This window comes from Nocardia spongicola, assembly GCF_047200775.1.
In the GTDB taxonomy this organism is placed as follows: Bacteria; Actinomycetota; Actinomycetes; order Mycobacteriales; family Mycobacteriaceae; genus Nocardia.
This window is the reverse complement of sequence record NZ_JBJZOO010000004.1, coordinates 1-24927: the sequence shown is the minus strand read 5'-3', so window position 1 is coordinate 24927 and position 24927 is coordinate 1. Positions and strand designations below refer to the sequence as shown.

Sequence of the window (24927 nt, the reverse complement as noted above, 5' to 3'; positions counted from 1 at the left end):
CGCAATAGATCGGAGTTCGGCAGTGACGGCCAAGTATGTACTCGAGTACGACGGAAAATCGCTCATCAACTTCCGTAACTTCGAGTTCGATTCAGGGAGTAGTCATTGCTATCAGTGGATTGACCTGAAAAGGTTCACTATCTCGATGCCAGAAGCCGACGATCACGCAATTCTGGCGGCCCTGATCGGCAGTACCGAGTTTCGCGATGACTACATCGGTGGCGGCATCGACCAGGAAGGCATATGCCACGGCCCTTACTGGCGCAACCGAATCGATCCCGACACATACGATCAGGTTGATACGACGGCTGCCGCTGACTTACTGGAGCGGTGGATGGCTCGATGCGGCAGTATCCCTCCCGCACTGAAGGATCTCGTCGAAAAGCAAGTATTGGAGCCGATTCGGAGATCGACCAGCCGGTACATCCTCGGGAAACTCGACGAGTCAGCCGTCAACGACTACGGGTTCATTCATACCGAATTCCACGAATTGTTCCTCATCGATAGGGCATCGAATTCGACGCTTCTCCTGGTAGCCGCCGACGACTGACCGCGTTAGCCTCAATACCATGGCGATTTCAGGTGGTGAGTGCGCCACCTGAAATCGCCTGGCAACCGTGACGTCTTCATATGGAAGGTCACCTGACGAAGTGCGTCGCTGGCCTGATGATGCGATCGCGCGTCGCACGTTAGAACAGTATCTGGAAGGGCTTGCCGCTGATTCATCCGCTGTGCTGACAAGTTCCTCACTCCTCAATGGATCCGGACTCGATTTCACCGGCGCGGATTTGTCTGCCCTGGAGCTACTCGGAGCGGAACTCAGTGATGCGACGATGAAGCAAGTACGTCTCATCGGGGCCGATCTCTACACAGCTTGGCTCGTTGGGGCCGACCTCCAGGAAGCTGATCTGAGCGGGGCTGATCTCCGTAAAACTATCGCACGGGGTTGTTATGCCCGCCATGCGATATTTTGTCGGGCAAGTATGCAGAACAGCGATTTATCGCAGTCCGATTTGACGGCGGCCGATCTTCGTGCGGCTCACCTGCAGCGAACTTCTCTGTCCGGCGCAGATCTTCGGAAAGCGGACCTGCGCGACTGTGTCTTCGCACGAACGAGACTGACCGGTGCGAATATGGCTGATTGCCTGGTAGAACGAGCCAGTGGACTGGTCATAGGGCCGGTGGACGTGGGTTCGGGAACCATGCTCGACACAGCAGAGCTGCAGAAATGGTTCGCTGCCCACGGCGCACCCGACATCGAAGTGCGGTGCTGATCAAGGGGTTCCACGAGGACAATCTTGTAGGCCGCGGTCCGGTCGTAGGCGTCGTCCATATCGAACTCGGTCCGGCCACTCCATGCCAGTTCGGTCGGTAGTCGGAGGACACCGTGTTCCGGCCCGCGCAGCTCCACTTTTGCGCGCCTGAACTCGGCGGTGTCATGGGCCTGGCCTCGGCAGATCGAGTTGGCACGACAGCATCGCCGACCGGGTGATTCATGCGGCGTGGCCGGGCCGGTTGGACAACCGACCCAGTGCCTCGTCCACGGCGCGGGTCGCGATCTCGCGCGCTTGTTCCAGGGAGACCATTTCTGGTTCGTCGCTGTAGGCGTTCTTCAGGTCTCGTTCGGCGAGCCAGCGGAAATAGGCGCTCTTGCTCATGCCGAGTTCTGCGGCGCGCAGCTGGACACGCAAGTCCAGCTCGTCGGACATCTTCACCGAGCGTGGCTTCAAGCGGTCGTCGGTCTCGATGTCGGGAGCCACGTTGACCTCAGGTGCGCGGCCGCGCTGGGCACGGGCCACGATCTGCGCCATCTGGTCCGGGGGCACATCGTCGGTGTGCGTGGTGTTGTCAATCATTTGCGAGTCTCCCACTGGGCGAATTCGGCGGTCTCGGTGGTTGTCAGCGGCCGGACATCGATGATGTAGAAGTCGGGCGGAGTGACCCGGCCGGTGACCTGAACGGCCTGGCCGATGTCGGTACGCAGCCACAGCTGGAACATCTGCCATCCGGTGGCAGGGTCGTAGGCGGGCTCGCCGCATGCTCGCACCTCTCCGGCTAGCCATCGCCGCATCAGCTGCGCAACCTGGTCGGGCGTCAGGTCGGCCCCGGCATCTGCCATCATCTGCGCCAGCGCGAAGAAGAGCTTGATAGCCACAACGTCGAGACTACCTGGCAACACACTAAGACTACCGTGGGGCCTGCGCTGGTGGCTACACAGAGTTCTGGTTCGTCCTTCGTACGGTGTCGGGTTATGCGGCCTTCGGGTTGTAGTCGATGCTGGATGCGGTGAAGACGTCTTTGACCTTCTGGTAGAACCGTTTCTCCGAGGCGCGGATGTCTCTGATCCGTTCCAGCAGCTCATCGAAGTAGTCGGCGCCCTGCGGGTCTTTCAGGCGGGCGTCGTTCATCGCGAAGCCTTTGATCAGGTATTCCCGCAGGACCGTGGTGGCCCAGCGCCGGAACTGGGCGCCGCGCGGGGACCGGACTCGATAGCCCACGGCCAAGATCACGTCGAGGTTGTAGTGGTCGATCTCTCGTTCGACCGTGCGCGCTCCTTCGGATCGAACTATTCGGAATTTCCGAATAGTTGCCTCGGGCACACACTCGTCATCCGCGTAGATCGCTTTGATGTGCTCGTTGATCGTCGGAACGCTCTTGTCGAACAGATCCGCGATCTGACGTTGGGTCAACCAGACGGTGCTGTTGATCGCGCGGAGTTGCACTTCGGTTCGGCCGTCTTCGGTGCTGTAGACGATGAACTCGCCGGACGGTACGGCGGCGATCCGATCGTCCACGGGCATACCTTCCTCGAGATCGCTCACCGCTACACTCCCGCCATCAGGGTCATTGCTGTCCGTTTTCTCCTTGGTCCGGCCCGCGCGGAGCCCGGCCGGGGACTTGTCAGTCGCTTCCGCTCGCGGGGGTGGCGGCGGTCTTCTTGGTCTTCGTCGTGGCGCGTCGGCCGCCGCGGGCGGCGGGTTGCGGGCGCCAGGCGCGTAGGTCGTCGTCGGTCAGGCCGTGCTCGCCCTGGATGGTGCGCCGATCACCCGAGAGGAACGCCGCGGGCGAGATGCCGTAGTCCGGGTCCATCTCGTGGTGCCATTGGTCCAGCCACGGCTGCAGTTCCAGCAGGCCGGCCAGGAACGGGGTGATCTCCTCGGTGGACAGGCTGTGCTCGGCCAGGTGGATGGCGATCGCCATGGCCTGCTCGCGGTGATCCCAGCCCGCCCAGCCGTAGAGCTGCGGGGTGGCGATATTCGCCGCACCGTAGGAGATGAACCGCTCCTTGGGCACATCGAGTTTGCCGCGCGCCTGCCAGTAGGAGGTGCGCAGGAAATCGGCGGAGGTGTACTTGGGCGGCACCGGGATCGCGTCGCGGAATTTGTTCTTCTCGTGGCCGTCCGGCATGGCGTCTTCCTGGCGCTGCAGGTCCCAGACGTGTTCCCAGTCCGCGCGTTTCTTCAGGCCGGACGGTTTGTAGCGCAGGGCGGCCAGGAAGGGGACGTGTTCGGTGGTGATCAGGTCGGCCACCACCTGGGCCAGTTCGGTGCGCGGGGCGTACAGGGCGGCTACCGAGGCGAAGTCCGCATCGGCGGCGAGGCGGTCGATGAGCCTGGACAGGGTGAGGATCTGTGGTTGGCCGTTATCGCCGAACCACAGGTCACGGGATTCCATGCGGTCGAGGAGCCAGGAGCGGAGGGCTTTCTCCTGCAGGGCGTCCCAGCCTTCGGTTTTCCAGCGGCGTTTGTATTCGGGGCGCTCGATCATGTTGATGGCGCGGTTGGATTCGATCATGTCGATGCGGCGCTGCACCGTTTGTTTATAAGAGTCGGGCCAGTGGGAGGGGATTTCAGTGATCGGGGTGGAGCCGTGTCGAGTGAACCATTCGTAGGATACTTCACCCTTGGCTGCTCGACGCGCTGAGACGATTTCGAATGCGCGTTCGCCGAGATTGATTTCTGGAACTTCGCGCTCGGGAAGGCTCAGATCTGTATCGAGGAGATTGTAGATCGAATAAACTTGCCAATCGAGTTCCTCTTGAAGTGCGATCATTCGAGATCGTGTAAGAGTCCATCTCTGTGCAGCGTCACGTAGGAGGATGGCACTCGGGGTATTCGTGCGACAGAGATCATGTGGGGACACATCGGTGAGTGCTCTGGCAAGGCGATCTAGTTCAACGCTGATCGCAGCAGGGAATTGTCCTGGGAGGGGAAACTCTTCCAGCTTGGTGCCGGTGAACTCAAGCCTGTGTTCCCAGAATTCATCTGAGATCCCGCCTCCGATGCCTCCATTTCCCTTGCTATGGCTCACCATCTTGAGCCAAAAGCAGGCTGTGGAGCTGTTGAGCAGCCCGAGTAGTCGAAGATGCTCCTCCTCGCTCGCCCCTTCCGGCAACTTGATCACCGGCGCGGACTGTTTGAACACCTTCCCTCCCCGGTCCAGCACGAAATGGTTATGTGTTGATACGAAGGCAAAGGGAATCGACCACGGACTGGCATCTCGATCTTTCGGAATCTGATGCCATTCGTGCCAGGGCCGTCCATCGCTGAAGTATGTTCCGCGAGAGAACGTTGCGCGGTTCCCTAGCTCAGTTCGCGATGGCCAAAGATAACGTTCAAGGGCAGGGAAGTGCTTCAGTGTCTGAAGTTCTCTTTGTTCGTCATATGGATGGAATGCGTAGTCGCCTTCTGTGAAGGAGTAGTCGCGGACTTCATCGCCAACAACCAGCCGGCGGATGTAACCTTCTTCGGCGTGGACGCGGCTGAATACCCGGCGGTCTGCTGTCATGGCGTCGTCCGAGCCCATAACGCCATAGAAGCCGATTCGTGAGATATGCTGCCGAAGTAAGGATGTTCCAGCTTTATCGATGATGCTGATCATCTCGATGCCGCCGTCGAGTAGAACCCATGGTTGTTTGCTGAAGTACCGTCCTCGGTCGAGATTGTCAACCGAAACCCATTGGCTCACATTGGGTGCTGTGTCGATCTGGGCGACGATCGCTCGCCAGACCAGTCCCTCTTCGGCTCGCTCGGGTGCTTTGGGCTCACCCTGCACGCTTCGCACCGCGCGGATGGTCGAGGCGCGGCTCTTACCGGATCGGCGAGTGCCGACCAAGATGACAGTGGGAGTGCCGTGGCCAGGGATGTAGGCCCCGGAAGTATCGATCACCTCCGTGAGTTCCACGGTATGAGCGAAGAACTCCTCGATCAGTTTGGTACCGAACTCCCGCTTCATGAAGGAGTTCGAGGTGATCTGCCCGACCCGCCCGAAACCACGCCCATCGGCATCACCGAGCTTGGCGAGCTCGAAGAACCGCTGCGCGAACGGAACTGACAGCGCGTACTTACCCGAACACGCCTTGTACAGCCCCCGATACAGCTCGTTGAGGTTCCGGTCCTTCACCGTGATATACGGCGGATTACCCACCACCACGTGGTATCGTCCCGGCTCCAGAATCCCCGGATAGTCGTGTACATCCTCGGTGGCATAAGAGAACTCGGCCAGCGGATCCCCCTGTTCCCCGCCGAAGGTGAGTTCCAGTTGCCGTGCCTTGATCAGCGAATCGCCGATGGCGAGTTTGATCGGCCAGTCGTAGCGGGCGGCTTGGGTGAGGGTGCGGATATCGGCGGCGGCCATGGCGGCCACCAGCAGTCGGAAGCGGGCGATGGCGATGGCGAACGGGTTGATGTCCACGCCGTGTACCGAGTTCAGTGCTGCCCGGACGCGCTCGTGCCGGTCCTTGGTCGGCTGTTTATCGGCCCAGTACCGGGTCAGGCGTTTGAACGCGCCGAGGACGAAGTGTCCTGAGCCGCAGGTGGGGTCGATGAGCCGGATGTCCGCGTAGCCGAATTCGCCGATGGCGGGTTCGAGGGTGCGGTCGAGGATGAATTCCTCCACGAATTCAGGGGTTTGCAGCAGGGCGTAGTTCTTGCGGATGTCTTCGGACAGGTCCTGGTAGAGGTCGCCGAGGAAGCGGGTGTCCCAGCCGGTGACGCCGTCGGCGTCCAGCGGATCGGTGAAATCGTGGACCAGGGCGCCGTGTTCGTCGCGGTCGCGCCAGAATTCGATGAGGGCGCGTGCGCCTTCGTGGGAGAGCGGGATCTGGTAGAGCGCGTTGTGCGCGGGGTCGAACAGCAGGGTGCCCGCTTGGCCTGCGCCGAGTTCGGTGAAGGCGCGTTCCAGCCAGCCACGGTAGGTGGGGTCGGGGTCGGATTCCACGTAGGCGTCGTAGCGGGCCTGGGCGAGTTCGCGGCGGTCGTCGGTGGGGCCGGTGAGGTACGGTTCGGCGATCAGCCGGTTGTCCTCGCAGAACCGGACGAAGACGGTGCCGAGTACCCAGGCTACGGCGACCTGGGTGACGCGCTCGGCCAGCCAGGTGTTCTCGGTGGCGGCGGTGCGGTTGAGTTTGCGGGCGGTGGCCCATTCCTCGTGCAGCCGGGCTCGTGGGTCCGGCAGGGCGCGCAGCTGCCGGTTCAGATCGTCCTCGGCCGCGCTGACCTGCTTTTTCAGGTCGGAAAGCAGTGCGGCGCGGTCGATCATGCTGGGACTCCTGTGTCTGATGCGGGGGTGGGGCGGTGGACTTGGCGAATCCACGCCTCGGGTAAGGGGATCCACTCATTGAGTGCGGACTGGTAGGGCACGGTTTCCGCGGCCAGATGCGGGGGGCGCAGGGGATCGGGCTGTGGGCACAGCAGCCACAGCCCGCCTTGGCCACGGCGGGCCTGCTCGGCCAAGCGGGCCACCAAGCCCATGGCGTGGTAGCGGGCGAATACCAGGGTGTCGAAGAGCAGCAGCGGGCCTTCGCCCGCGATATCGTCGGTGAGTTCCGGTTCGATGCGGGCCCATGCGGTGCGTGCGTACTCGGCGAATTTCAGCGCGGCGCGCGAACCGGGCTCGGCGATATCGGCGCGCAGGATGGTGTCCCAGGTGGGTTTGCCGCCGGGCGGAACCAGTTCGTGCAGTACGGCCAGGAAGGTCGCGGTCGCCGATCGGGGGCGCACGTCGAAACGCTCGCGCAGTTCGGTGATGGCGTGGTGGGTGGCCGAGGTCGGTACGGTCAACACCCGGAAGCCGTCGCGTGGCGCGGCACCTGCCAGCAGTTCCTCGGTGCGGGCCGCTCTGGCCAGGTCGGGGTCGTCGGAGTAGCTGTGCGCGGCGCGCGAGGTGACCGCTGCCGACCAGCGTGAGGTGTGCTGGGTGAAGCTGGATTCCTGGTCGGAGCGCTCCGGCAGGTAGCGCTGTACGTGGTTGTCCGGATGCGTGGCCACTACCAGCGCGAAGCCTGCCTCCCGCAGCGCTTTCGTCAGTTCGGGGGTGGGGCGATCGCTGTCGCTGCCTGGGATGATCAGCTCGGGGAAGCGGGCCCAGATCCGGGTGCGCACCTGATCGGCGGATAAGCCCGGTTGCCGCGCGTGCGGCAGGTCGGGGGTCAGGGTGACCAGACCGGCCTGGGTCAGCCGGACCGCCCGCACCAGCGGCAGATCCCGTGGATAGATCTCCAGCCGTGGTGTCACCGCCGCGTTCCGCGACGCGCCGACCGCTATCCGCACCAGCCGCCGCTCATCCCAGGTCGGCTTGCCTTGGGGTGGTTTGACGGCGGCGAGCCGGTCGAGCACGGTGGCCGCGGTCGGCAGGGTTTCCTGCGCGGCCAGCGCATCGGCCACCTTGCCGAGCTGCAGGGCGTACTGCGTCAGGGCGGGCGCCGCTGGTGTATCCGATTCGGTGTTCTCACCTGCTTCGAGGGCCAGGACGACCACCGGATGGGCCCCGGTATCGCGCTTCTGGACGACGAGCAGTTCCGCCTCATCGGGGGTGAGCTGCTCCGCCTCGACCACCACCCGCACCGCTGCCATGCCGAGGGCGCGACGCTGGGCGCGCTCGTCCAGCCGGGTGCCGCGGCGGGCGACCACGGCATCGGCCAGTTCGGTCACGGTCGCGACCCGGCCGAACCCCGCCAGCAGTTCCAACACCTGCGCGCGCAAGGCCTGTACGGCCGGGTCCTTCTTCCACTGCTGCCGTTGCGCTTTCAGCAGTTGCGCGATGCGGGGCGAGGTCAGGTCGAGGGATTGCGCGACCGCGGTCTGGGTCGGCCAGGCATCCAACTCCGGTAGGTCCCCGATACCGGGAATCCGCAGCAGTCGAGCCAGCGCGTCCACTTTGGTGGCGTTCGAGCCGTTGCTGTTGCGTTCCGGGACGAACCGGGCGACCAGCGTGTCCAGGCTCAGGGTGCGCAGCAGGTCCGTGCCGAGGTCGGCGTCGGCAGCCTCGATTTCTTCGCGTGCCTCGCGGCGGGCCGCTGGGGCGAGCGGGGCGGGCTCGGCGTTGCCGAGGCGTTGGCGCCATTTCTTGTGCCGGTCATGGATTTCGCGGCGGACACGTACTCCGAGCCCTGGGGCGTTGACCAGTCTGTTGCGGCCGTAGTCCAACAGTTCGCCGACGGTGGTGATACCGAGCCCGTAGAGGAATTGTTCGGCGGCCGCGGTCAGGCCTGCCTGCGCGAGGTGGGTGTCGCGGGTGGCCTCTTCGGCGACCTCCAGGCGCTGCTGCTCTGGTGTGGTCGGATCGGTCGCGGCCTGCGGCTGTGGATGCGCGCTCAGCGGGCGCGACGGCACCGTCCGCGTCATATCGAGGAAGATCTTGCGCCAGGCGTCGCGCATCGGTTTCAGATCCGGGAACCGCTGCGCCACATCCCGATGTAGCGCTTTGCGGAAGAACGCCACCAGACCGTCGCGCACCGCGGGATCGAAGGCGTCCGCGGCGATCTGCGGATAGGGGAATTCCGCTGCGGGCAGCTGCCTCGGCAGCACGCTGCCGTCGCCCCAGCGCGGTAATTCGCCGGAGGCCATTTCGTGCAGCGTCACCGCCAGGGCATAGCGTTCGGCGTGCGCGTCGTAGACCGAACGGGTCAGGGTGCCGATGAACGGGTCGAGGTAGCCGTCGGTGCCCGCGTCGGTGTGCTGCACCGGATAGCCTGCCAACGAGAAATCGATGAGCACCAGTTCACGAGTACGGTTGGGGCGCACCCGGATCGCGATATTGTCCGGTTTCAGGTCGCGATGCCAGACGCCTTCGCCCTCGAGGAAGTCGATGGCGCCGAACAGATAATCGCTGTAGGTCTCCAGTCTGCCCACCGGCAACCTGCCGTTATCGCGCAACTCGCGCGCGACGGTCTCCTCGGTGCGCCGACCCGATCGCGTCGTCAAGCTCTGCTCGTCGCCGACATACTCGAGTATCAGGGTGGCGTGGCCGCCGATGGTTTGCACCTCGGGCACCACCAGGCTGATCACGCCGGAATGCCGTCGCAGATTGCCGAGCACAGCGGCCTCACGGGCCAGCGCCTCGCCGCGGTCCTCGGAAAGCGCCACCTTCAGCACCACATACGCTTTGGCGCCGCGCTGGGTGTGCTCGGCCTGCAGATCGCGGGCCAGCAGTGCCCGGCTGGTCGACCCGGTGCCGAGGCGGCGGTGCACCAGCCAGCGGCCTGCCAGCACATCGTCCGGCACCGCCTCCAGTGGGTTCTTCGTCACCTCGGTGGGTTCGCTGTCCACGGGTCCGGCGAGGGCTTCCTCGACATCCGCCAGCACCTCGAGGAACTCGTCCATCGAGGTGAGCCGCTTATGCGGCTGATAGTCGGTGGCCGCGGCCACCAGCAGATCCATATCCGGAGGCAGATTGTCGACCAGCGCGCCCGGCCGCAGGTCCGCACCGGATTCCAAGCGCGCCAGCAATTCCGCCTGTGTGTCCGCCGGGGCTTTGCCGGTGACCAGCAGATAGGTGAGCAGGCCGAGGCCGTAGACGTCCATGGCGATCGGATCGGGGGTGGCCGCGGCCAGTTCCGGTGCCAGATAGGCGTCCGAACCGGTGGACAGATGCTGCGCCGACAGGAGGGTGGGGGCGTGCCTGGTCATGGTCGCCGCGGTGCCTGCCGACTGTTGCGTGGCCACCTGCCAATCGGAGATCTGCAGCCGTGGCGCGCGCCAGCGCTGCTCCTCGCCACCGCCGCGTGGCACCACATGCACCGAGCGGGCCGCCAGCGCGCGGTGATACAGCCGGATCGAATGCGCCGACTTCAAGGTTTCCGCCAGCTGGCGTACCAGTGCTACTCGATCGACGATATCCAGCAGGTCGCCGTATCTGGCGAGATAATCGTTCAGCGGCAGGGTGTCCGGGTGGTAGCGGAAGATCAGCGCTGGCCCGGCCGAATGGCCGGAGGGGTCGAACAGCTCCAACTGCACGACGCCTGGATGCCGGAACCGGCGCAGCACCATGGCTTCCCGCTTCGCCGCCGCGTCCACCGACGCGCGGATCGTTTCGTCTGCGCCGCGTTCACGCAGATAGATCCGCACCCGTACGGGTTCCCGCAGCTCGGTGTGCGTGGCGAGGTAGTCCTGCCAGGTCGGTCCCGCGTCGAGCGGTTTGCGCTCCAGTTGGTAGGGGCCGACGGTGAAATCGGCGTCGCTGCGCCGGATGCCCACCCGCTCCAGCGCCTTCTCGACGGACTCGGCTCGCTGGATACTTATGGTGTGGCGCGCATCCCGGACCGGCGCGTTCAGCTGCTCGATCAGCTCTCTGATCGTATGCGTTTTCGCCCGATCGCCTACCGGGAGTTCGAAGCGCAGTTCGGAATTGGTGAGGCAGACCGCCTCGTTCAGGAACACCCTGGCGCCGTTGCTCGCGAGCAGACCGGCCAGCTCTTTGCTCTTCTGATTCGCCAAATGCAGGGGATTCCGATGGAAGCGGCGGCCGCCTCGCTTCGGGGTCTGCACCCAGTCGCCGCCCTCGGCGATCAGTCGCCCGCTCCAATGCTTGAGCTCGATCAGATACACCCCGTTCGGGGCGATGACCAGTAGATCGACCTCACGGACATGGCCGGTCGCCGCGGTGAAGGTGAAATTGGACCATGCGCGCCACGGAGCGAGGTTCGGCAGTTTCGCCCGGATCGCTTCCAGCCCCTGGCGTTCATGCTCGAAGCTCGACTCGGTGACTGTCTCCCACCGCTCCTCGTCCATACGCGCGCAGTCCTGTCCTCATCGTCCGCCGTGCCGCCGCCCCACCCCTGTCCGCGGTAGACCGTCGGATACCCGCACCGTCCTCGCCGTACCGGTAGCGCGAGGCGTTCCCATGGTTCCGGCCTCCGCTACCGATAAGCAGACTAGCTTGCCACAACGATGTCGCGGTGACTCGGCGGCGGCCGTCGACCGGGCAGGTCCGTGTCGCGGACCTGCCTGCTGTTGCAGCGGCGGTGCGCTGGACGGGCCTGCCCGGTCGGCGGGGCGGATCGGTCACCGCAGTGAGACGGTGACTCCGCCGGAGAGCATCGAGTCGTGCAGTTCGATGTAATCGGGCTGGGCTTCGGCGGGCAGGTCGAACACCATCTGGGCGGTAATCGTGTTGCCGGGGTTGATGCTCGCGTACAGGCTGGTATCGGGCTGCAAGCTGATCGCGGCCATGCTGTCGTTGCCGAACTTGCGACCCTCGGTGTCGTAGAGGTCCTGGTTGCCGGGGGAGAAGCCGTATGGGACATCGGAGATGTTGCGTACGGTTATCGACACGATGGTGTAGCTGCCCTGTGCGGTCTTGCGCAGGTACGGGTTGTCGCCGATCTCCGCGACGCCGGTCTCCACCCCGGTGACGACGAATTCGAATTTGCCGTCCCGGACCGGGGTATTCAGTCCGGGGGTGGGCTCGTTCTCCGCGGCGGCCGGGCCCGGTGCGGTAGGTGAATCCGCTTTCGCGTCGGCAGCCGAATCGGTGGTGGCAGGCGAATCATCCCCACCCGCCCCGGCTATCAACCCGCCGATTCCGCAGAAGGCGACGATGGCGACGACGACAAGCAGCAGGATCTTGGGTGTTTTCGACTTCTTGGGCTGCACCGGATGCTGCGGCGGGACGGGCCCCGTTGCGTAGGGGGGAGGGCCGGGCTGGTGTGTCATGGCTTTCCTCACGGTGCGGTAGATAACTCAACGGTTCACAGGGGATGGTTATTGGTTTCACATCAGTTGGCTCGGAGTGATGCAAACTGTATAAACATATGAAAGCATTGTCAATATGAAAAATTGAATTGACTTTTGCTCACGTGTCGGCTGGGGTGTAGGCGCCGACGCTGTCTTCGCGGTTGCGCGAGTGCGAGCCGATCCGGCAGTGATTCGGGGATCGAACGCTTGGTGGGCAGGTCGCGGTGGATGGCTGCCGCTGCCGCGACGACCTGTGCCGAGTAAGGTGGCGTGGTTCAGGGATTCACGGAGGTAGCGTCGATGCAACCGCAACTCATCGGCGGCCGTTACGAACTGATCCGAGAGATCGGCGCGGGCGGTATGGGACAGGTCTACGAGGGCTTCGACCAGAATTTGAAGCGCAGGGTCGCGGTGAAGTTCACCCATCAGGGCTTCGAACAGGATCCGGATTGGGGCAAACGCTTCCTCCGGGAGGCGGAACTGATGGCGCGGCTGAGTCATCCCGGTATGCCCGCGATCTACGACGCGGGCATCACCGCGGCCGAACGGTCCTATCTGGTGATGGAATTCGTCGACGGCATCACCTTCGGTGATCTGCTCACCCGGCGTGGTCCGCTGCCGGTCGGTGTGGTCGCCGCGCTGGGTGCGCAAGCCGCGGCGGTGCTGGCGGCTACTCATCGCCACCGCATCTACCATCGCGATCTGAAACCGTCGAATCTCATGCTGTGCGCCGACGGGACGGTGAAAATGCTGGATTTCGGGCTCGCCGTGGCGCTGGGCGCGGATATGACCCGCTACACCGTTACCGGCCATACGCTCGGCACCCCGGCGTTCATGGCGCCCGAACAGGTCGAGGGCGCGGCGGTCGTGCCGCAGACCGATCTGTACGCGCTCGGGCTGGTGCTGCACGAATTGCTCACCGGTGACCGAGTTATGGTCGGCAGCTCCCCGTATCTGGTCTGGCAGAACCAGATCCATTTGCCGCCGCCCGATATCCGGCAGTCCTGCCCCGAGATGCCCGAGCCGATGGCCGGGCTGATCATGAGCATGCTGGCCAAAGCGCCCCACCAGCGTCCCGCCGACGCGGCCACCGTGCACGCCATCCTGCTGCGGTATGCCCATGGCCTCGGTGAGCTTCCCGAGATCAGTGATCCCGGCAGCCCGGCGCACCTGTATGCCCTCGCAGTCGGCACGCTCACCCCAGTGAAGGCCGGGCGGGAGGCCATAGTGCGCAGTGGGGGCGAGCCGGCCGATTCCGCGAAAGGTGCTGCGCGCGCAGCCGATTTCAGCCGCGGTGATCTGGCGCGCGTACTGCGGATGGCCAGGGATCTCGCCGACGAATCCCGCTACGAGCCCGCTATTCGTGAACTGAGAACTGTTGTAGCAGAAGCTGTTCCGCTGTTCGGTTCCCGGGATGCGGATGTGATCGAAGCACGCGCGGCACTCGCCGCCCTCCGGTTCGAGAGCGCCGATTATCTCGGTGCTGCCGACCTCTACCGCCCCCTCATCGCCGATCTCACCGCAGAACGCGGCCCCTATGACGATCAGGTCATGCACTGCCAACGGCAACTGGCCGCCTGCGATGTGCACACCGGCGAGGTCACTGCCGCGCTGGCGCGGTTACAACGGCTGCACAGTCAGATGGCGGTTCGCTACGGGGAACAGGATCGGCGGGTGATCGACCTGGCGAAGCAGATCGAACATATCGAGGCGACCTGACGGCCGATGTCGCTGTTCGGCGTACCGCACGCGCTCTTCTGACCAGCACCGACCCGAGTAGGCTTCCGGTGAGTCCACGTCGGGCTGCTCGTGCCGAGGCAGGGAGGGACGTGAAGTACTTCAACACCACCGGGCCGTGCGATCCGGATATGCACTACATGCTGCCTGCGGCGGAACGGCTTCCTGACGCCTGCCGTCATATAGCGCGCGGCCAGTATTTCGTGCTGCACGCACCCCGTCAGACGGGTAAGACCACCAGTCTGGCCGAGTTGGCGCGTCGGCTCACCGACGAGGGGCGGTACCTGGCGCTGCATTTCTCGTGTGAGGTGGCAGCTTCGTTCGGGGACGATTTCGCCGGTGCCGAACGGGCGATTCTGGACCGGATACAGCGAGCAGCGCGGGTGGCCCGCGTGGCACCGGAGTTGATGCCCCCGTTGCCCTGGCCGGAATCCGCGCCCGGAACCATGCTGGGCAATGGTCTCGCCGATTGGGTTGAACAGTGCCCTCGGCCGCTGGTGTTGTTCTTCGACGAGATCGATGCTTTGCGTGGCATGGGTCTGATCAATGTCCTGCGACAGTTGCGAGACGGTTACACCACCAACAGGCGCGGGTTCGTGCACTCGATCGTGTTGTGCGGGCTGCGGGATGTCCGTGACTACAAAGCCGCTGCCGGGGGCGACCCTGTCCGGCTCGGTAGTTCCAGCCCGTTCAATATCAAGGTCGAGTCCATCCGTCTCGGCGATTTCACTCGTGCCGAGGTGGTCGCGCTGTATGCCCAGCACACCGCGGCCACTGGGCAGGAATTCACGCCCCGTGCACTGGATTTGGCGTTCTACTACACCCAGGGCCAGCCATGGCTGGTCAACGCCTTGGCCGCGGAAGTCGTCGATGGGATGCGGGTCGAGACCACGATCACCGATGACCATATCGACCAGGCCAAGGAACGGTTGATCGTCGCACGGGCCACCCATTTGGATTCACTGGTGGACAAGCTCACCCAGCCGCGGGTGCGGCAGGTGATCGAACCACTGTTGGCGGGAAGGGATGTGGACGGTGATATCGAGTTCACCGATGCGTTGTCCTATGTCCGAGATCTGGGGTTGATCGCACGGGATCGGCCGGTGCGGGTGGCGAATCCGATCTACAACGAGGTGATCGTCCGGGTGTTGGGTTCGGGGATCGAGGAGAACATCACCGCCGAACCGTACCGGTTCCGGCTCGAGGACGGTCGGCTGGATTTTCCTCGGCTATTGGACGAGTTCATCTCGTTCTGGAAGTTGCACGGGGAGATCCTGGCGTCGAAACAGAGCTACCGGGAGGTCGCGCCGCAGCTGGTGCTGATGGCATTCCTGCACCGGATCGTGAACGGTGGCGGGTATATCGATCGCGAGTACGGGGTCGGTCGCGGACGGATCGATCTGCTGGTCCGGCAGCCCTATACCGGTGCGGATGGCCATCGCGCGGAGCAGCGCGAAGCGCTGGAGCTGAAGGTGCGGCGCGATGGCCGCGCCGACCCGCTGGACGAGGGGCTGGTCCAGCTGGACGGCTGTCTGGACCGGATGGGGTTGTCCACCGGGGTGCTGGTGATCTTCGACTGTCGTGCCGAGGCCGAGCCTATTACCCAACGCACCCGGTTCAGTACGACCACCAGCCCGGCCGGACGCCGGATAACCTTGCTCCGTGCCTGATCCGGCGTCCGTGACTATCGAGTCGGCGTTATCGCCGGATCAGTCCAGGCAGAACTCATTGCCCTCGGGATCGGCCAGTACGAGGAAGCCCGCGCTCAGCGGCGGCTCGGGCTCATGGCGACGTATCCGTTTCGCGCCGAGTGCGACAAGCCGATCGCATTGGCCTCCAATGCCGCCATCCGTTCTGTCCCTTGCAGGCCTGGAGCCGCGCGGATATCGAGGTGGACCCGGTTCTTGGCGACTTTGCCTTCCGACACCTGCTGGAAGAACAGTCGTGGGCCGTGCCCGTCCGGGTCCTCGATGGCCGATTTATTGCGTTGTTCTTCCGGTACGCCGATCCGAGTGAGAAATTCGTCCCATGCGGCCAATGGGTCGGCATCGGCGGGCAGGTCGACTCCTGGCGGGCCGGGATGGACGTAGCCCAGTGCGTCGCGCCAGAAGGTGGACAGCGCTTTCGGGTCATTGGCATCGAAGGTGACCTGGAGGTGACGACTCATCGGGCAACTCCATTCGTGGCGGATCGCGGGTAGCGTTCGCGCAGTAGGTGAATCGCGGAGAGGTATTTGATCAGCGTGGCGATTCTGCCACCGGGGTCCGACAGGTTCGGTCCGCTGTTTCCGGTGGGCTGGGCGAGATGGATGTTCAGCAGATGAGGCGTTCGACGAGGACGGCGACGCCGAGTCCCGCCGCGCCGGAGACGGCCGCGACGCCGTAGCGGCCGTCGCGTTCCTCCAGGGCTTCGACGCAACTACCGACCAGGATCGCGCCGGTGGCGCCGAAGGCGTGCCCCATCGCCATGGTGCCGCCGTTGGGGTTGAGTCGTTCTCGGTCGAGGTCGAGGTCGCGCCGAATTCGCAGGCACAGCGCGGAGAACGCCTCGGCGAATTCGAATACGTCGATATCCGCTGGGGTGAGCCCCGCCTTGGCGATGACCTTTTCGACCGCGCTCTGTCCTGCGGTGAGCATGATGACCGGGTCGACCGCGGTGCTTGCCGCGGCGAGGATCCTGGCACGGGGCGGTAATCCGGTGCGGTTGGCGGTGTCGCTGTTGCCGATCAACAGCAGTGCCGCACCGTCGGCCATGGCGGGTGATGTGCCTACGGTGTGCAAGTGTTCGATCCGGTCGACGATCGGATTGGCGGTGAGCGCGATCGCGTCCTGTCCCTGTGCGCCGAGTTCGGCGAAGGCGGGCTGTAGTTCGGCGAGACCCTCGAGGGTGGTGGTGGCGCGGACGAGCTCGTCGTGATCGAGGCCGCGGCCTTGTGTGTCCGGCGGAACGGGGACAAGCGAACGGGCGAATGCGCCCCGCTCGCGGGCGGCGGCGGCTTTGCGCTGGGTCTCCACGCCGTAGCTGTCGAGTTCGGTGCGGGTGAATCCCTCGATGGTGGCATTGAGGTCGGCCGCGATTCCCATATGGACCGAGCCGATATCGCGGATTGTGGCCGGGTCGGTCCACAGTGGGCCACGGTCGGCGAACATCGGTACCCGGGAGACGCTTTCCACCCCGCCCGCGACGGCGAGGTCCAGATCGCCCGCGCGGATCCGGGCGGCGGTCTGCCCGACCGCGTCGATACCGGAGGCGCAGAACCGGTTGAGGGTGACGCCGGGAACCCGTTCGCCCCATCCGGCCAACAGGGTCGCGGTGCGGGCGAGGTCGGCGCCTTGTTCGTCGACCTGGGATGCGCAGCCGAGCGCGACGTCTTCGATCAGTTCCACATCCACAGCGCTGCGCCGCACGAGCTCGCGCTGCAGGTGTGTGACGAGCTCGACCGGGGTGTGGCCGGACAGTGACCCCTTGGCCGAGGCGCGACCGCGTGGGGTGCGGACGTAGTCCAGGACCAGGGCATCCGCTTGCGTGATCGGTGCGACGTCGGCCATGCGATCTCCTCGGAAAGGCTGCGATACTTCAGTAGAGAGAGTTACTCTGTTAGTTGTAGCTTCACGGCGAGGCTTTGCCAACCCCTGGTATCCGAGAGTCAACCCCTGATACCAGGGCCGAGTTCGGATGTCCGTTTCCCGGGCGGGTACGGACGTGAGAGCCGAAGGCTGCGCGAGCGAAGGCCGCGACCGAGCGGGCTGCGATCGGAAAAGCAGCGATCGACAAGGTGGCGATCGGAAAAGTAAGGGAGCGCCCATGACCGGCACCGATATCTGGGTATTGGCCGGCTATCAGAGTGATTTCGCCAGAAACCTCGCCAGGGAAGGAAAGGACATCGCCGACCTGACCGGCGAAGTCGTGGACAGCACACTGGACGCGGCGGGGATGCGGGGTGAGCAGATCGGCGTGGTGCACGTCGGCAATGCCTTCGGGGAATTGTTCACCGGTCAGGGGCAGCTCGGCGCCATGCCCGCCACGGTATGCGACGAGCTGTGGGAGGTACCGGCGGCGCGACACGAGGCGGCCTGCGCTTCGGGCAGTATCGCGGTGTTGTCGGCGCTGGCCGACCTGCGCGCGGGGAACTACGACACCGCGTTGGTCGTCGGGGTGGAGCTGGAGAAGACCGTACCTGGCGATACCGCCGCGCAGTATCTCGGCACCGCCGCGTGGACCGGGCACGAGGCCGGGGACGTGAAGTTCGTCTGGCCGCATATGTTCAGCCGGATCGCCGAGGAATACGCCGATCGCTTCGGTCTCGACGAGGCGCACCTGCGGGCGATCGCCGAACTCAATTTCGCCAATGCGCGCCGCAATCCGCTCGCCCAGACCCGAGACTGGACGGTACCGCCGCTGACCGGCGCGGTATCGGATGTGGACAACCCGGTTGTCGATGGTCGGTTACGTCGTTTCGACTGCAGCCAGATCACCGACGGCGGAGCGGGTCTCGTTCTCGTGACCAGCGATTATCTGCGCCGTAATCAGCACCTGCGGCCGTTGGCCAGGCTGCTCGGCTGGGGCCACCGTACCGTCGGGCTGCCGCTGGAGCAGAAACTGCGTCGCTCGCAGGGCGATCCCTATGTCATGCCGCATGTGCGGCGAGCGGTGCACGATGCTTTCGCTCGTGCTGGTATCGGCCTGGATGCGCTCGACGGGCTGGAAACCCACGACTGTTTCACTGCCAGTGAGTATCTCGCGATCGACCATATCGGACTCACCGGGCCGGGAGAGTCGTGGAAGGCGATCGAGAACGGGGATATCGCGCTCGGCGGGCGGCTGCCGATCAACCCGAGCGGGGGTCTTATCGGCGGCGGCCATCCGGTCGGCGCCACGGGGGTGCGGATGTTGCTCGATGCCACCCGTCAGGTAGCGGGCACGGCCGGGGACTATCAGGTCGAGGGAGCGCGCACATTCTGCACCCTCAATATCGGTGGAAGTACCGCCACCACAGTCAGTTTCGTCGTCGGTAGTGCGTCTGCCGTTCGCGGGTGAGAGGAGAACTTCATCATGGATGTCGAAATCGTCGGTCGGTTGCTGTCCACCTTGCCGGAGGATGATGATCACCCGTACCGGACCGGCCCCTGGCGCCCGCAGACGACCGAATGGCGTGCCGATGACCTCGAGGTCGTCGATGGGGAGATTCCCGCCGATCTCGATGGCGTGTATCTGCGCAATACCGAGAACCCCGTACATCCTTCGCTGAAGAACTACCACCCGTTCGACGGCGACGGGATGATTCACGTAGTGGGTTTCCGTGATGGAAAGGCCTTCTACCGCAACAGGTTCGTGCGTACCGACGGTCTGATGGCCGAGATGGCGGCAGGTTCGGCCTTATGGGCCGGGGTCTCGGAGCCGCCCGAGTTGGCCGCACGGGAGCGGGGCTGGGGCGCGCGCGAGCGGATGAAAGATGCCTCCAGCACCGATGTGATCGTGCACCGCGGTATGGCACTGAGCAGCTTCTATATGTGCGGCGATCTGTACCAGGTGGATCCGTTCACCGCCGAAACCAGAGGTAAGGAGACCTGGGGCGGCAAGTTCCCGTTCGAGTGGGGCGTCTCCGCCCATCCCAAGGTCGACGACCACACCGGCGAACTGCTGTTCTTCAACTACAGCAAACAGGATCCGTTCATGCACTACGGCGTCGTCGACGCCGATAACACGCTGGCGCACTACGTCGATATCCCGCTGCCGGGACCACGGCTGCCCCACGATATGGCCTTCACCGAGAACTACGCGATCCTCAACGATTTCCCGCTGTTCTGGCCCGCCGAGGCGCTGGCGAAGGGACGGCACATTCCGCGGCTGCATCGCGATATCCCCTCCAGGTTCGCGGTGATCCCGAGGCGCGGCCAGACCAGCGAGATCCGCTGGTTCGAGGCCGAGCCGACCTTCGTACTGCACTTCACCAATGCTTACGAGGACGGCGACGAGATCGTGCTCGACGGCTTCTTCCAAGGCGATCCAGAACCCGCCGACAACGGGATGGGCAACAAATGGGAACGAGCCTTCCGATTCCTGGCGTTGGATCGCATGCAGACTCGCCTGCACCGTTGGCGGTTGAACCTCGCCACCGGACAGGTGAAAGAGGAGCGGCTCACCGACAGCATCACCGAGTTCGGCATGATCAACAGTGGCCACGCAGGCCGGCCTTACCGCTATACCTGGGCGGCTTCAGGAAAACCGGGATGGTTCCTCTTCGACGGGCTGGTGCGCCACGATCTGCACACCGGTACCGAAGAGCGGTTGTCCTTGGGCGAGGGTGTCTACGGCAGTGAGGCCGCCATGGCACCGCGGGTCGGCAGCACCGGCGAGGACGACGGCTATCTGATCACCCTGACCACCGATATGAACGCCGACGCCTCGTACTGCCTTGTGCTCGATGCCGCCCGGGTGTCCGATGGCCCGGTATGCACCTTGCGGCTGCCGGAACGTATCTCCAGCGGTACCCATTCGACCTGGGCCGACGGTGCCGAGCTGCGGCGCTGGCGCACCGCGGACACCGCTGCCGAGGCAGTCGGACTATGACAGTGTGTACCGGGTGGTGAGCAGCAGGGTAGTACCGGAGACATCCTCGCCGACCCTGCTCGAGCCGGGGTCCGCCAACGCGCTGGCAAGAACGCTCGGTCTGCTCGGTGACGAATGGACGCTGCTGTTGTTGCGGTGCGCGGTGCTCGGCGCGACACGCTACCACCGGTTCCGCGCCGAGTTGCCGATCTCCGATGCGGTGCTGGCCGCGCGGCTGGAGACGCTGGTGCGGGAATCACTGCTGGAGCGGCGGGTGTATCAAGAGCATCCGCTCCGCGCGGAATATGTGCTGACGCCACGGGGGAGCTCGGTGTGGCCGATCCTGCTGTCCATCTGGGAGTGGGAGCGTACCTGGGTTCCCGACCATCACGAAGTGCTGCCGGTTATGCGGCACCGGGTTTGTGGTGCGGAGTTCGCTCCACTGCTGTGCTGTTCGAGTTGCGCCGGGCGCGCCGATGCCGCCCACGTCAGTACCCGATGGGGGCCGAGTGGCCGCTGGCCGCGCTCGGTCCCTGAGGCGACGACCCGGCGCCGCCCGCGTGGCAGGCAGCGCGGTGATCACCCGGGCTTCTTTCCCGAGACCATGGCCGTATTCGGTAATCGTTGGTCTTCGGCGGTGGTCGGTGCCGCCTTTCAAGGGGTCCGACGATTCTCGGATTTCCAGGATGCCCTCGGCATCCCGCCCAGCCTGCTGACCGAACGCCTGAATGATCTGTGCGCACGTGGTGTCTTGAGGCCCCTGCGGCTCCCGGGGCGGTCGGGCTGGGCCGAGTACCGGTTGACCGGAAAAGGGCTCGGATTCTTCCCGGTCGTCGTGACAACTCTGCAGTGGGCTGAGCGCTGGTACCAGGCTCAGGAAGGTCCGGCATTACGGTGGACACACCGGGAGTGCGGTGCCGAGTTCCTGGCCGTGCTCACCTGTGCGCACTGCGCCGAGCCGCTGCGTGGTGCGGATATCGAGGTGCGGCCGCGATAAGCGCGCAGCGATGTACTCGTTCACCTCGTGCGGTGGCCGAGTACGGCGAATAGGGTCACCGAGAAGTGGTAGTCGCCCGTGGCGATCCCCGCCTCCAGGTCGGCGGTCAGGTCGAGGAGTTCTTGTCGGGTGATCGCACCATCGGCGAGGGCGATATCGGTCATCTGGCTGAGCAGCGGGCGGATGTTCTCCGGGTTCCAGATCACGGTTTCCGCTCGGATGTCATCGATCGTGCATCCAGTGGCGCAGAGCAGGCCACGCAGACGGCGGCCGGAGGTGGGATTCGGGGTGGGGGCGAGTATCGCCGCATTCAGACGGGCAACGACTTCGGGGTTACCGGGATGGGTGATCATGGTTGGCCAGTCGGTGTCGATGAGCAGTGCGCGTCCGCCCGGCTGTAGGACTCGGACGATTTCGGCGGTGGCTGCGGTGGGGTCGTCGAGGTGCTGGTAGACGCGTTCGCAACGGACCGCGTCGAAGTAGTCGTCCGGGAACGGCAGGTGGTAGGCGGAGCCCTCGATGAAGCGGGCGTTCGCACCCGCTGCGTCGGCGCGGGTTTCGGCGGTGTCGAGCATCGCGGGGTTCGGGTCGATACCGGTCGCCTCACCGGCGGGGCCGACCCGTTCGGCGAATTCCAGTACTTCGGTACCGGTGCCGGAGCCGACGTCCAAGGCACGTTCTCCTGGTCCGACGTTCAATGCCTCGTGCCCCCATCGGCGTATCCGTTGGATCCCGGGTGTCGCTGCTTGCAGGTCGAGCAAGCCGATCAATTCGGCGGTCAGGTCCGCATGGGCGGTGTCCACGGAGCGATCGCGGGGAATCGAGTCCGTGTGGAACGATGGGGCGCAGCGGGGTGCTCTGGGTTCACGGGACATACTCGGTAGTCGTCCTCCCATCACTACAGCCGGTGCGGTGGTCGTGATGCGGGTGGCGCGTGCGGGCCGGAGCGCGACGATACCGCCGGTCGGCCGCTGGTTACCCCAGGAACTGCCGATCACCCAGGAACCAGGTCACGATCAGTGCACCAATTCCTGGCACGTCCGGCACTGCCGTACCAGCGGTATCGATGTCGGCGCGATAGGGGCTATCTCGATGAGCGCTTGTGGCCGGTCGCCCGCACAGATGCGGCGGCACTTGGCGTCGAGCAGTACCCAATCGTCGTCGGGTGAGCAGCGCACACGCACTCGGAGGTCCGCGGACTCACGCCCACCGGTATCGAGTTCGACGCAGGTGACAGCTACCAGAAGCCGACTTTCCTCATCGAGTTCTGGATTGTGGTGTCGCCAGCCTGCCAGCGGAGTGCGCTCGACAGTCAGCCATTCGCGTACGAAGCCGGTCTTCAGATCTACCAATGCCAGAGCGTGATCGGACGAAATCGGCCTGCGCGGTTCGTTCAGGGAGTGCAGGCCGGAGTCGACCGGAACCCGGCTTTTGGTGACCTCACAGACGATCGCGCGTGTCGTCCGGTCGGGATCGGTGCTGCCATCGCTGCGGACAGCGATGTGCAGCTGTCTGCGGGAGCCGTCTTCGTAATTCTTCGTGGCCGTACCGGCCCAGTGCGCTGTGGGTTCCTGTGGATCGAAGACCGCGAGAAAGGCTGCACGGTCATCCCAGCAATCCAGGTGCGCGGGTATTTCTTGGACCATGTATCCGCGCGGGAAGTCGCCATGCCGTGGCCGGAGGAGGTACTGCGCCGCAGGGGAAGCGGTGACGGCCCCGGACGCCTGCCACTCGATTGTGCCGATGACCGGCACTGGGGGGAGCTGTCCGGTGATGCTGCCCACCCATATGGCGACTCCGTAGACGCCGCAGGACGGGCCGAGCACCGGTACGGCTACCAACCGCATCACCCGCTTATCGGGAAGCGTGACACACTTGTCGCGAGTCCGTCCCGATTCGGCGCATTCCTGCACCAAAGGTGCCAAAAAGCGCGCCACCACACGGTCTGGTGCGGCATTGGTATAGGCGAGTGGGGAGAAAACGCGTGGCTCCACTCCGTCCAGCACGATCGATGCCCGGTCCGGCCCCGCGAGTGTTTCGACTACCGTCCAGCCCCGCCGCGAATCAGGTCGTCCGATCTGTCCGTAATGGTTCAGTTCCTCCGAAGCCGAAGTGCGGCGTACCGGCTCCTGCCCCGAACCAGGCTGCACCGAATGATGACGGGATGTTTCGTCGACAGACCGGGCAGGGTTAGGGTGCATGATCGACGTCCCTCCAGGACATACCGGGTTTTGGGCATAGCGGGTTCCTGTTCGAATCGTGTCCCGGTACTGTGCCGCTGGCGAGAGTTGTCCCATAGATGGAATAACTCTTGAAATCGCCATAGCATTGTGTTATGCGGGCGAATGGTTCGGAACGTCGGTACGCGGCGTGCAGTGCTGGCGCGGCACAACTCGACCTACTGCCGCCACAGTCACTGGCGGCGATTGCTGGGACAAGTCTGCTTAGCATGGCGGACGTCGCCTTCCTGGCCCAGGTGCCGAGCAGCACGCTATCCCGGTTATGGCAGGAGGAATCCTGGCTGGACGGAGTGTCCGGAGTCACGCTGCAACGTCTGATCACCGCAGTACCCGGCTTGGCACGCTATGTGGAGGGTCGCAGCAATGCCGCCCGCCTGGCATCGGCCCTACGTCGCTGCGCCGAGTCCGGCCTCACCGTACGGCGGGACCGGTTGGAGATGCTGGTCGCCCAGGGGCAGTGTGTGCAATACCTGGCCACCGCCCTGGAGGCCGCGGCGGGGGTGATGCGGGGTAATGAACGAGACGCGGTATCGAACCTGGCCCGGTGCTGGGGCGCCAAACAGAGCGCGGCGCTCGATGCGATCGTTATCCCGGCCGCCAGTGTGCTTGCCGATCCCGGCGAGGTCGTCGACAAGGCGCTCCAACTGATCGACGCGGTGGACACCGGCACCAACTGCCTGCACACGACCGTCGGATACGGGATTCTGGTGCACAAACTCACCAGACTGACCGGTGCGGTACCGGCAGAGATCTCGCCGGACACCGCGGAACGGTGTTCGGCGTTCGCGTATCGCAGCGGCGCCATCGGTGTATTGCTGCAGACCAATGATCTGGATACGGCTGTCGCCTATCACCGAGAGCTGAAAGCCAACCCGTTGCTGCGCCGCAACGAACTGTGGTCACTGGCATCGTTCTCGGCCGATATCCCCCAGACCCCGCAGCTCGCACTCGCAGGTGCGACCGGTCTATCGCGTACTGCCATGGACGTGATCGGCGATGTCGCCGATCGCAACGATGCCTATCTGCACTATCTCGTCACCACCGCGATCCCTCTCCTGCTGAGCTACGACCCGTCCTTCGGAGCCTCGAAGGACATCCTCCGGCAGGTCGTGGGCAACCGGTTGGCACATGGTGTCGCCGATGAGCGGGCCAGGGCGGCGACTACGGCACTGGCGCGGTCCATCCAGTAGGCGCCGACACCGGGGGAGGGGTTCGGGGTGGGGCGCCGGTCGGTCATGGCACGAATCAGTTCACCTGTGGCATTACTTCGGCGGCTGCCAACTCGATGTGGTCGATATCGTCGATATCCAAGATCCCCAGATAGATACGGGTAACACCGATTTCCGCGTAGCGACCGATCGTATCGACTACTTCGGCCGGCGAGCCTCCGCCACCGTTTCCGCGCAGCTCCTCGACACTGCGACCGATCGCCGCGGCACGAGTGGCCACT

17 protein-coding genes and 2 pseudogenes are annotated in these 24927 nt (G+C 64.7%); 8 read left to right on the top strand and 11 right to left on the bottom strand.

The window, feature by feature from the left end; translation table 11 throughout:
- Nucleotides 1-22: 22 nt before the first annotated feature.
- Together ACL02S_RS10245 and ACL02S_RS10240 are read left to right on the top strand one after the other, a co-directional pair.
- Nucleotides 23-550, top strand: coding sequence for a hypothetical protein (locus tag ACL02S_RS10245; RefSeq protein ID WP_412802122.1), 528 nt, complete (start codon nucleotides 23-25; stop codon nucleotides 548-550).
- 67 nt (nucleotides 551-617) lie between these two features.
- A complete protein-coding gene (locus ACL02S_RS10240) occupies nucleotides 618-1274 on the top strand; it encodes a pentapeptide repeat-containing protein (protein WP_412802121.1) in 657 nt (218 codons plus the stop codon).
- Nucleotides 1275-1493: 219 nt separating this feature from the next.
- On the opposite strand, the gene ACL02S_RS10235 is transcribed toward ACL02S_RS10240, so the two are convergent.
- From ACL02S_RS10235 to ACL02S_RS10210, 6 genes are all read right to left on the bottom strand, one after another.
- Nucleotides 1494-1856 carry a hypothetical protein gene (locus ACL02S_RS10235; RefSeq protein ID WP_412802120.1) on the bottom strand — a complete coding sequence of 121 codons (363 nt, stop codon included), beginning with the start codon at nucleotides 1854-1856 and terminating at the stop codon, nucleotides 1494-1496.
- Nucleotides 1853-2155, bottom strand: a complete 303-nt coding sequence (locus tag ACL02S_RS10230; protein WP_412802119.1) for a hypothetical protein — start codon at nucleotides 2153-2155, stop codon at nucleotides 1853-1855. Before ACL02S_RS10230 ends, ACL02S_RS10235 begins: the two co-directional genes overlap by 4 nt.
- A gap of 94 nt (nucleotides 2156-2249) precedes the next feature.
- Nucleotides 2250-2822, bottom strand: coding sequence for a virulence RhuM family protein (locus tag ACL02S_RS10225; RefSeq protein WP_412802118.1), 573 nt, complete (start codon nucleotides 2820-2822; stop codon nucleotides 2250-2252).
- 79 nt (nucleotides 2823-2901) lie between these two features.
- On the bottom strand, nucleotides 2902-6540 hold the full coding sequence (pglX, locus tag ACL02S_RS10220) for a BREX-2 system adenine-specific DNA-methyltransferase PglX (protein ID WP_412802117.1): 3639 nt from the start codon (nucleotides 6538-6540) through the stop codon (nucleotides 2902-2904).
- Nucleotides 6537-11009, bottom strand: coding sequence for a BREX system serine/threonine kinase PglW (gene pglW, locus ACL02S_RS10215; RefSeq protein WP_412802116.1), 4473 nt, complete (start codon nucleotides 11007-11009; stop codon nucleotides 6537-6539). The genes pglX and pglW overlap by 4 nt, the downstream gene beginning before the upstream one ends.
- A gap of 273 nt (nucleotides 11010-11282) precedes the next feature.
- Nucleotides 11283-11933 carry a DUF4352 domain-containing protein gene (locus ACL02S_RS10210; protein WP_412802115.1) on the bottom strand — a complete coding sequence of 217 codons (651 nt, stop codon included), beginning with the start codon at nucleotides 11931-11933 and terminating at the stop codon, nucleotides 11283-11285.
- 321 nt (nucleotides 11934-12254) lie between these two features.
- Between ACL02S_RS10210 and ACL02S_RS10205 the strand changes: the two genes are divergently transcribed.
- The gene (locus ACL02S_RS10205) at nucleotides 12255-13673 is read left to right on the top strand and encodes a serine/threonine-protein kinase (protein ID WP_412802114.1); all 1419 of its coding nucleotides are present in this window, start codon (nucleotides 12255-12257) and stop codon (nucleotides 13671-13673) included.
- Nucleotides 13674-13783: 110 nt separating this feature from the next.
- Nucleotides 13784-15361 carry an AAA family ATPase gene (locus tag ACL02S_RS10200; RefSeq protein WP_412802113.1) on the top strand — a complete coding sequence of 526 codons (1578 nt, stop codon included), beginning with the start codon at nucleotides 13784-13786 and terminating at the stop codon, nucleotides 15359-15361.
- A gap of 39 nt (nucleotides 15362-15400) precedes the next feature.
- Here the strand turns inward: ACL02S_RS10200 and ACL02S_RS10195 are convergent.
- Together ACL02S_RS10195 and ACL02S_RS10190 are read right to left on the bottom strand one after the other, a co-directional pair.
- Nucleotides 15401-15858, bottom strand: a pseudogene (locus tag ACL02S_RS10195) (VOC family protein).
- Between the two features lie 145 nt (nucleotides 15859-16003).
- Nucleotides 16004-17239 carry an acetyl-CoA C-acyltransferase gene (locus tag ACL02S_RS10190; protein ID WP_412802112.1) on the bottom strand — a complete coding sequence of 412 codons (1236 nt, stop codon included), beginning with the start codon at nucleotides 17237-17239 and terminating at the stop codon, nucleotides 16004-16006.
- 256 nt (nucleotides 17240-17495) lie between these two features.
- On the opposite strand from ACL02S_RS10190, the gene ACL02S_RS10185 reads away from it, so the two are divergent.
- The 3 genes from ACL02S_RS10185 to ACL02S_RS10175 are packed head-to-tail and all read left to right on the top strand — an operon-like array spanning nucleotide 17496 to nucleotide 21237.
- On the top strand, nucleotides 17496-18728 hold the full coding sequence (locus ACL02S_RS10185; RefSeq protein ID WP_412802111.1) for an acetyl-CoA acetyltransferase: 1233 nt from the start codon (nucleotides 17496-17498) through the stop codon (nucleotides 18726-18728).
- Nucleotides 18729-18743: 15 nt separating this feature from the next.
- Nucleotides 18744-20261 carry a carotenoid oxygenase family protein gene (locus ACL02S_RS10180; protein WP_412802110.1) on the top strand — a complete coding sequence of 506 codons (1518 nt, stop codon included), beginning with the start codon at nucleotides 18744-18746 and terminating at the stop codon, nucleotides 20259-20261.
- A gap of 13 nt (nucleotides 20262-20274) precedes the next feature.
- Nucleotides 20275-21237 (top strand): winged helix-turn-helix transcriptional regulator, encoded by a 963-nt coding sequence (locus tag ACL02S_RS10175; protein WP_412802109.1) that lies wholly within the window; start codon nucleotides 20275-20277, stop codon nucleotides 21235-21237.
- 20 nt (nucleotides 21238-21257) lie between these two features.
- On the opposite strand, the gene ACL02S_RS10170 is transcribed toward ACL02S_RS10175, so the two are convergent.
- Nucleotides 21258-22040, bottom strand: coding sequence for a methyltransferase domain-containing protein (locus ACL02S_RS10170; protein WP_412802108.1), 783 nt, complete (start codon nucleotides 22038-22040; stop codon nucleotides 21258-21260).
- Between the two features lie 213 nt (nucleotides 22041-22253).
- A complete protein-coding gene (locus ACL02S_RS10165; protein ID WP_412802107.1) occupies nucleotides 22254-23387 on the bottom strand; it encodes a GAF domain-containing protein in 1134 nt (377 codons plus the stop codon).
- Between the two features lie 299 nt (nucleotides 23388-23686).
- Between ACL02S_RS10165 and ACL02S_RS10160 the strand changes: the two genes are divergently transcribed.
- Nucleotides 23687-24667, top strand: a complete 981-nt coding sequence (locus ACL02S_RS10160) for a hypothetical protein (RefSeq protein ID WP_412802106.1) — start codon at nucleotides 23687-23689, stop codon at nucleotides 24665-24667.
- Between the two features lie 55 nt (nucleotides 24668-24722).
- On the opposite strand, the pseudogene ACL02S_RS10155 reads toward ACL02S_RS10160, so the two are convergent.
- Nucleotides 24723-24927: pseudogene (locus ACL02S_RS10155) on the bottom strand (LLM class F420-dependent oxidoreductase); the annotation flags it as partial.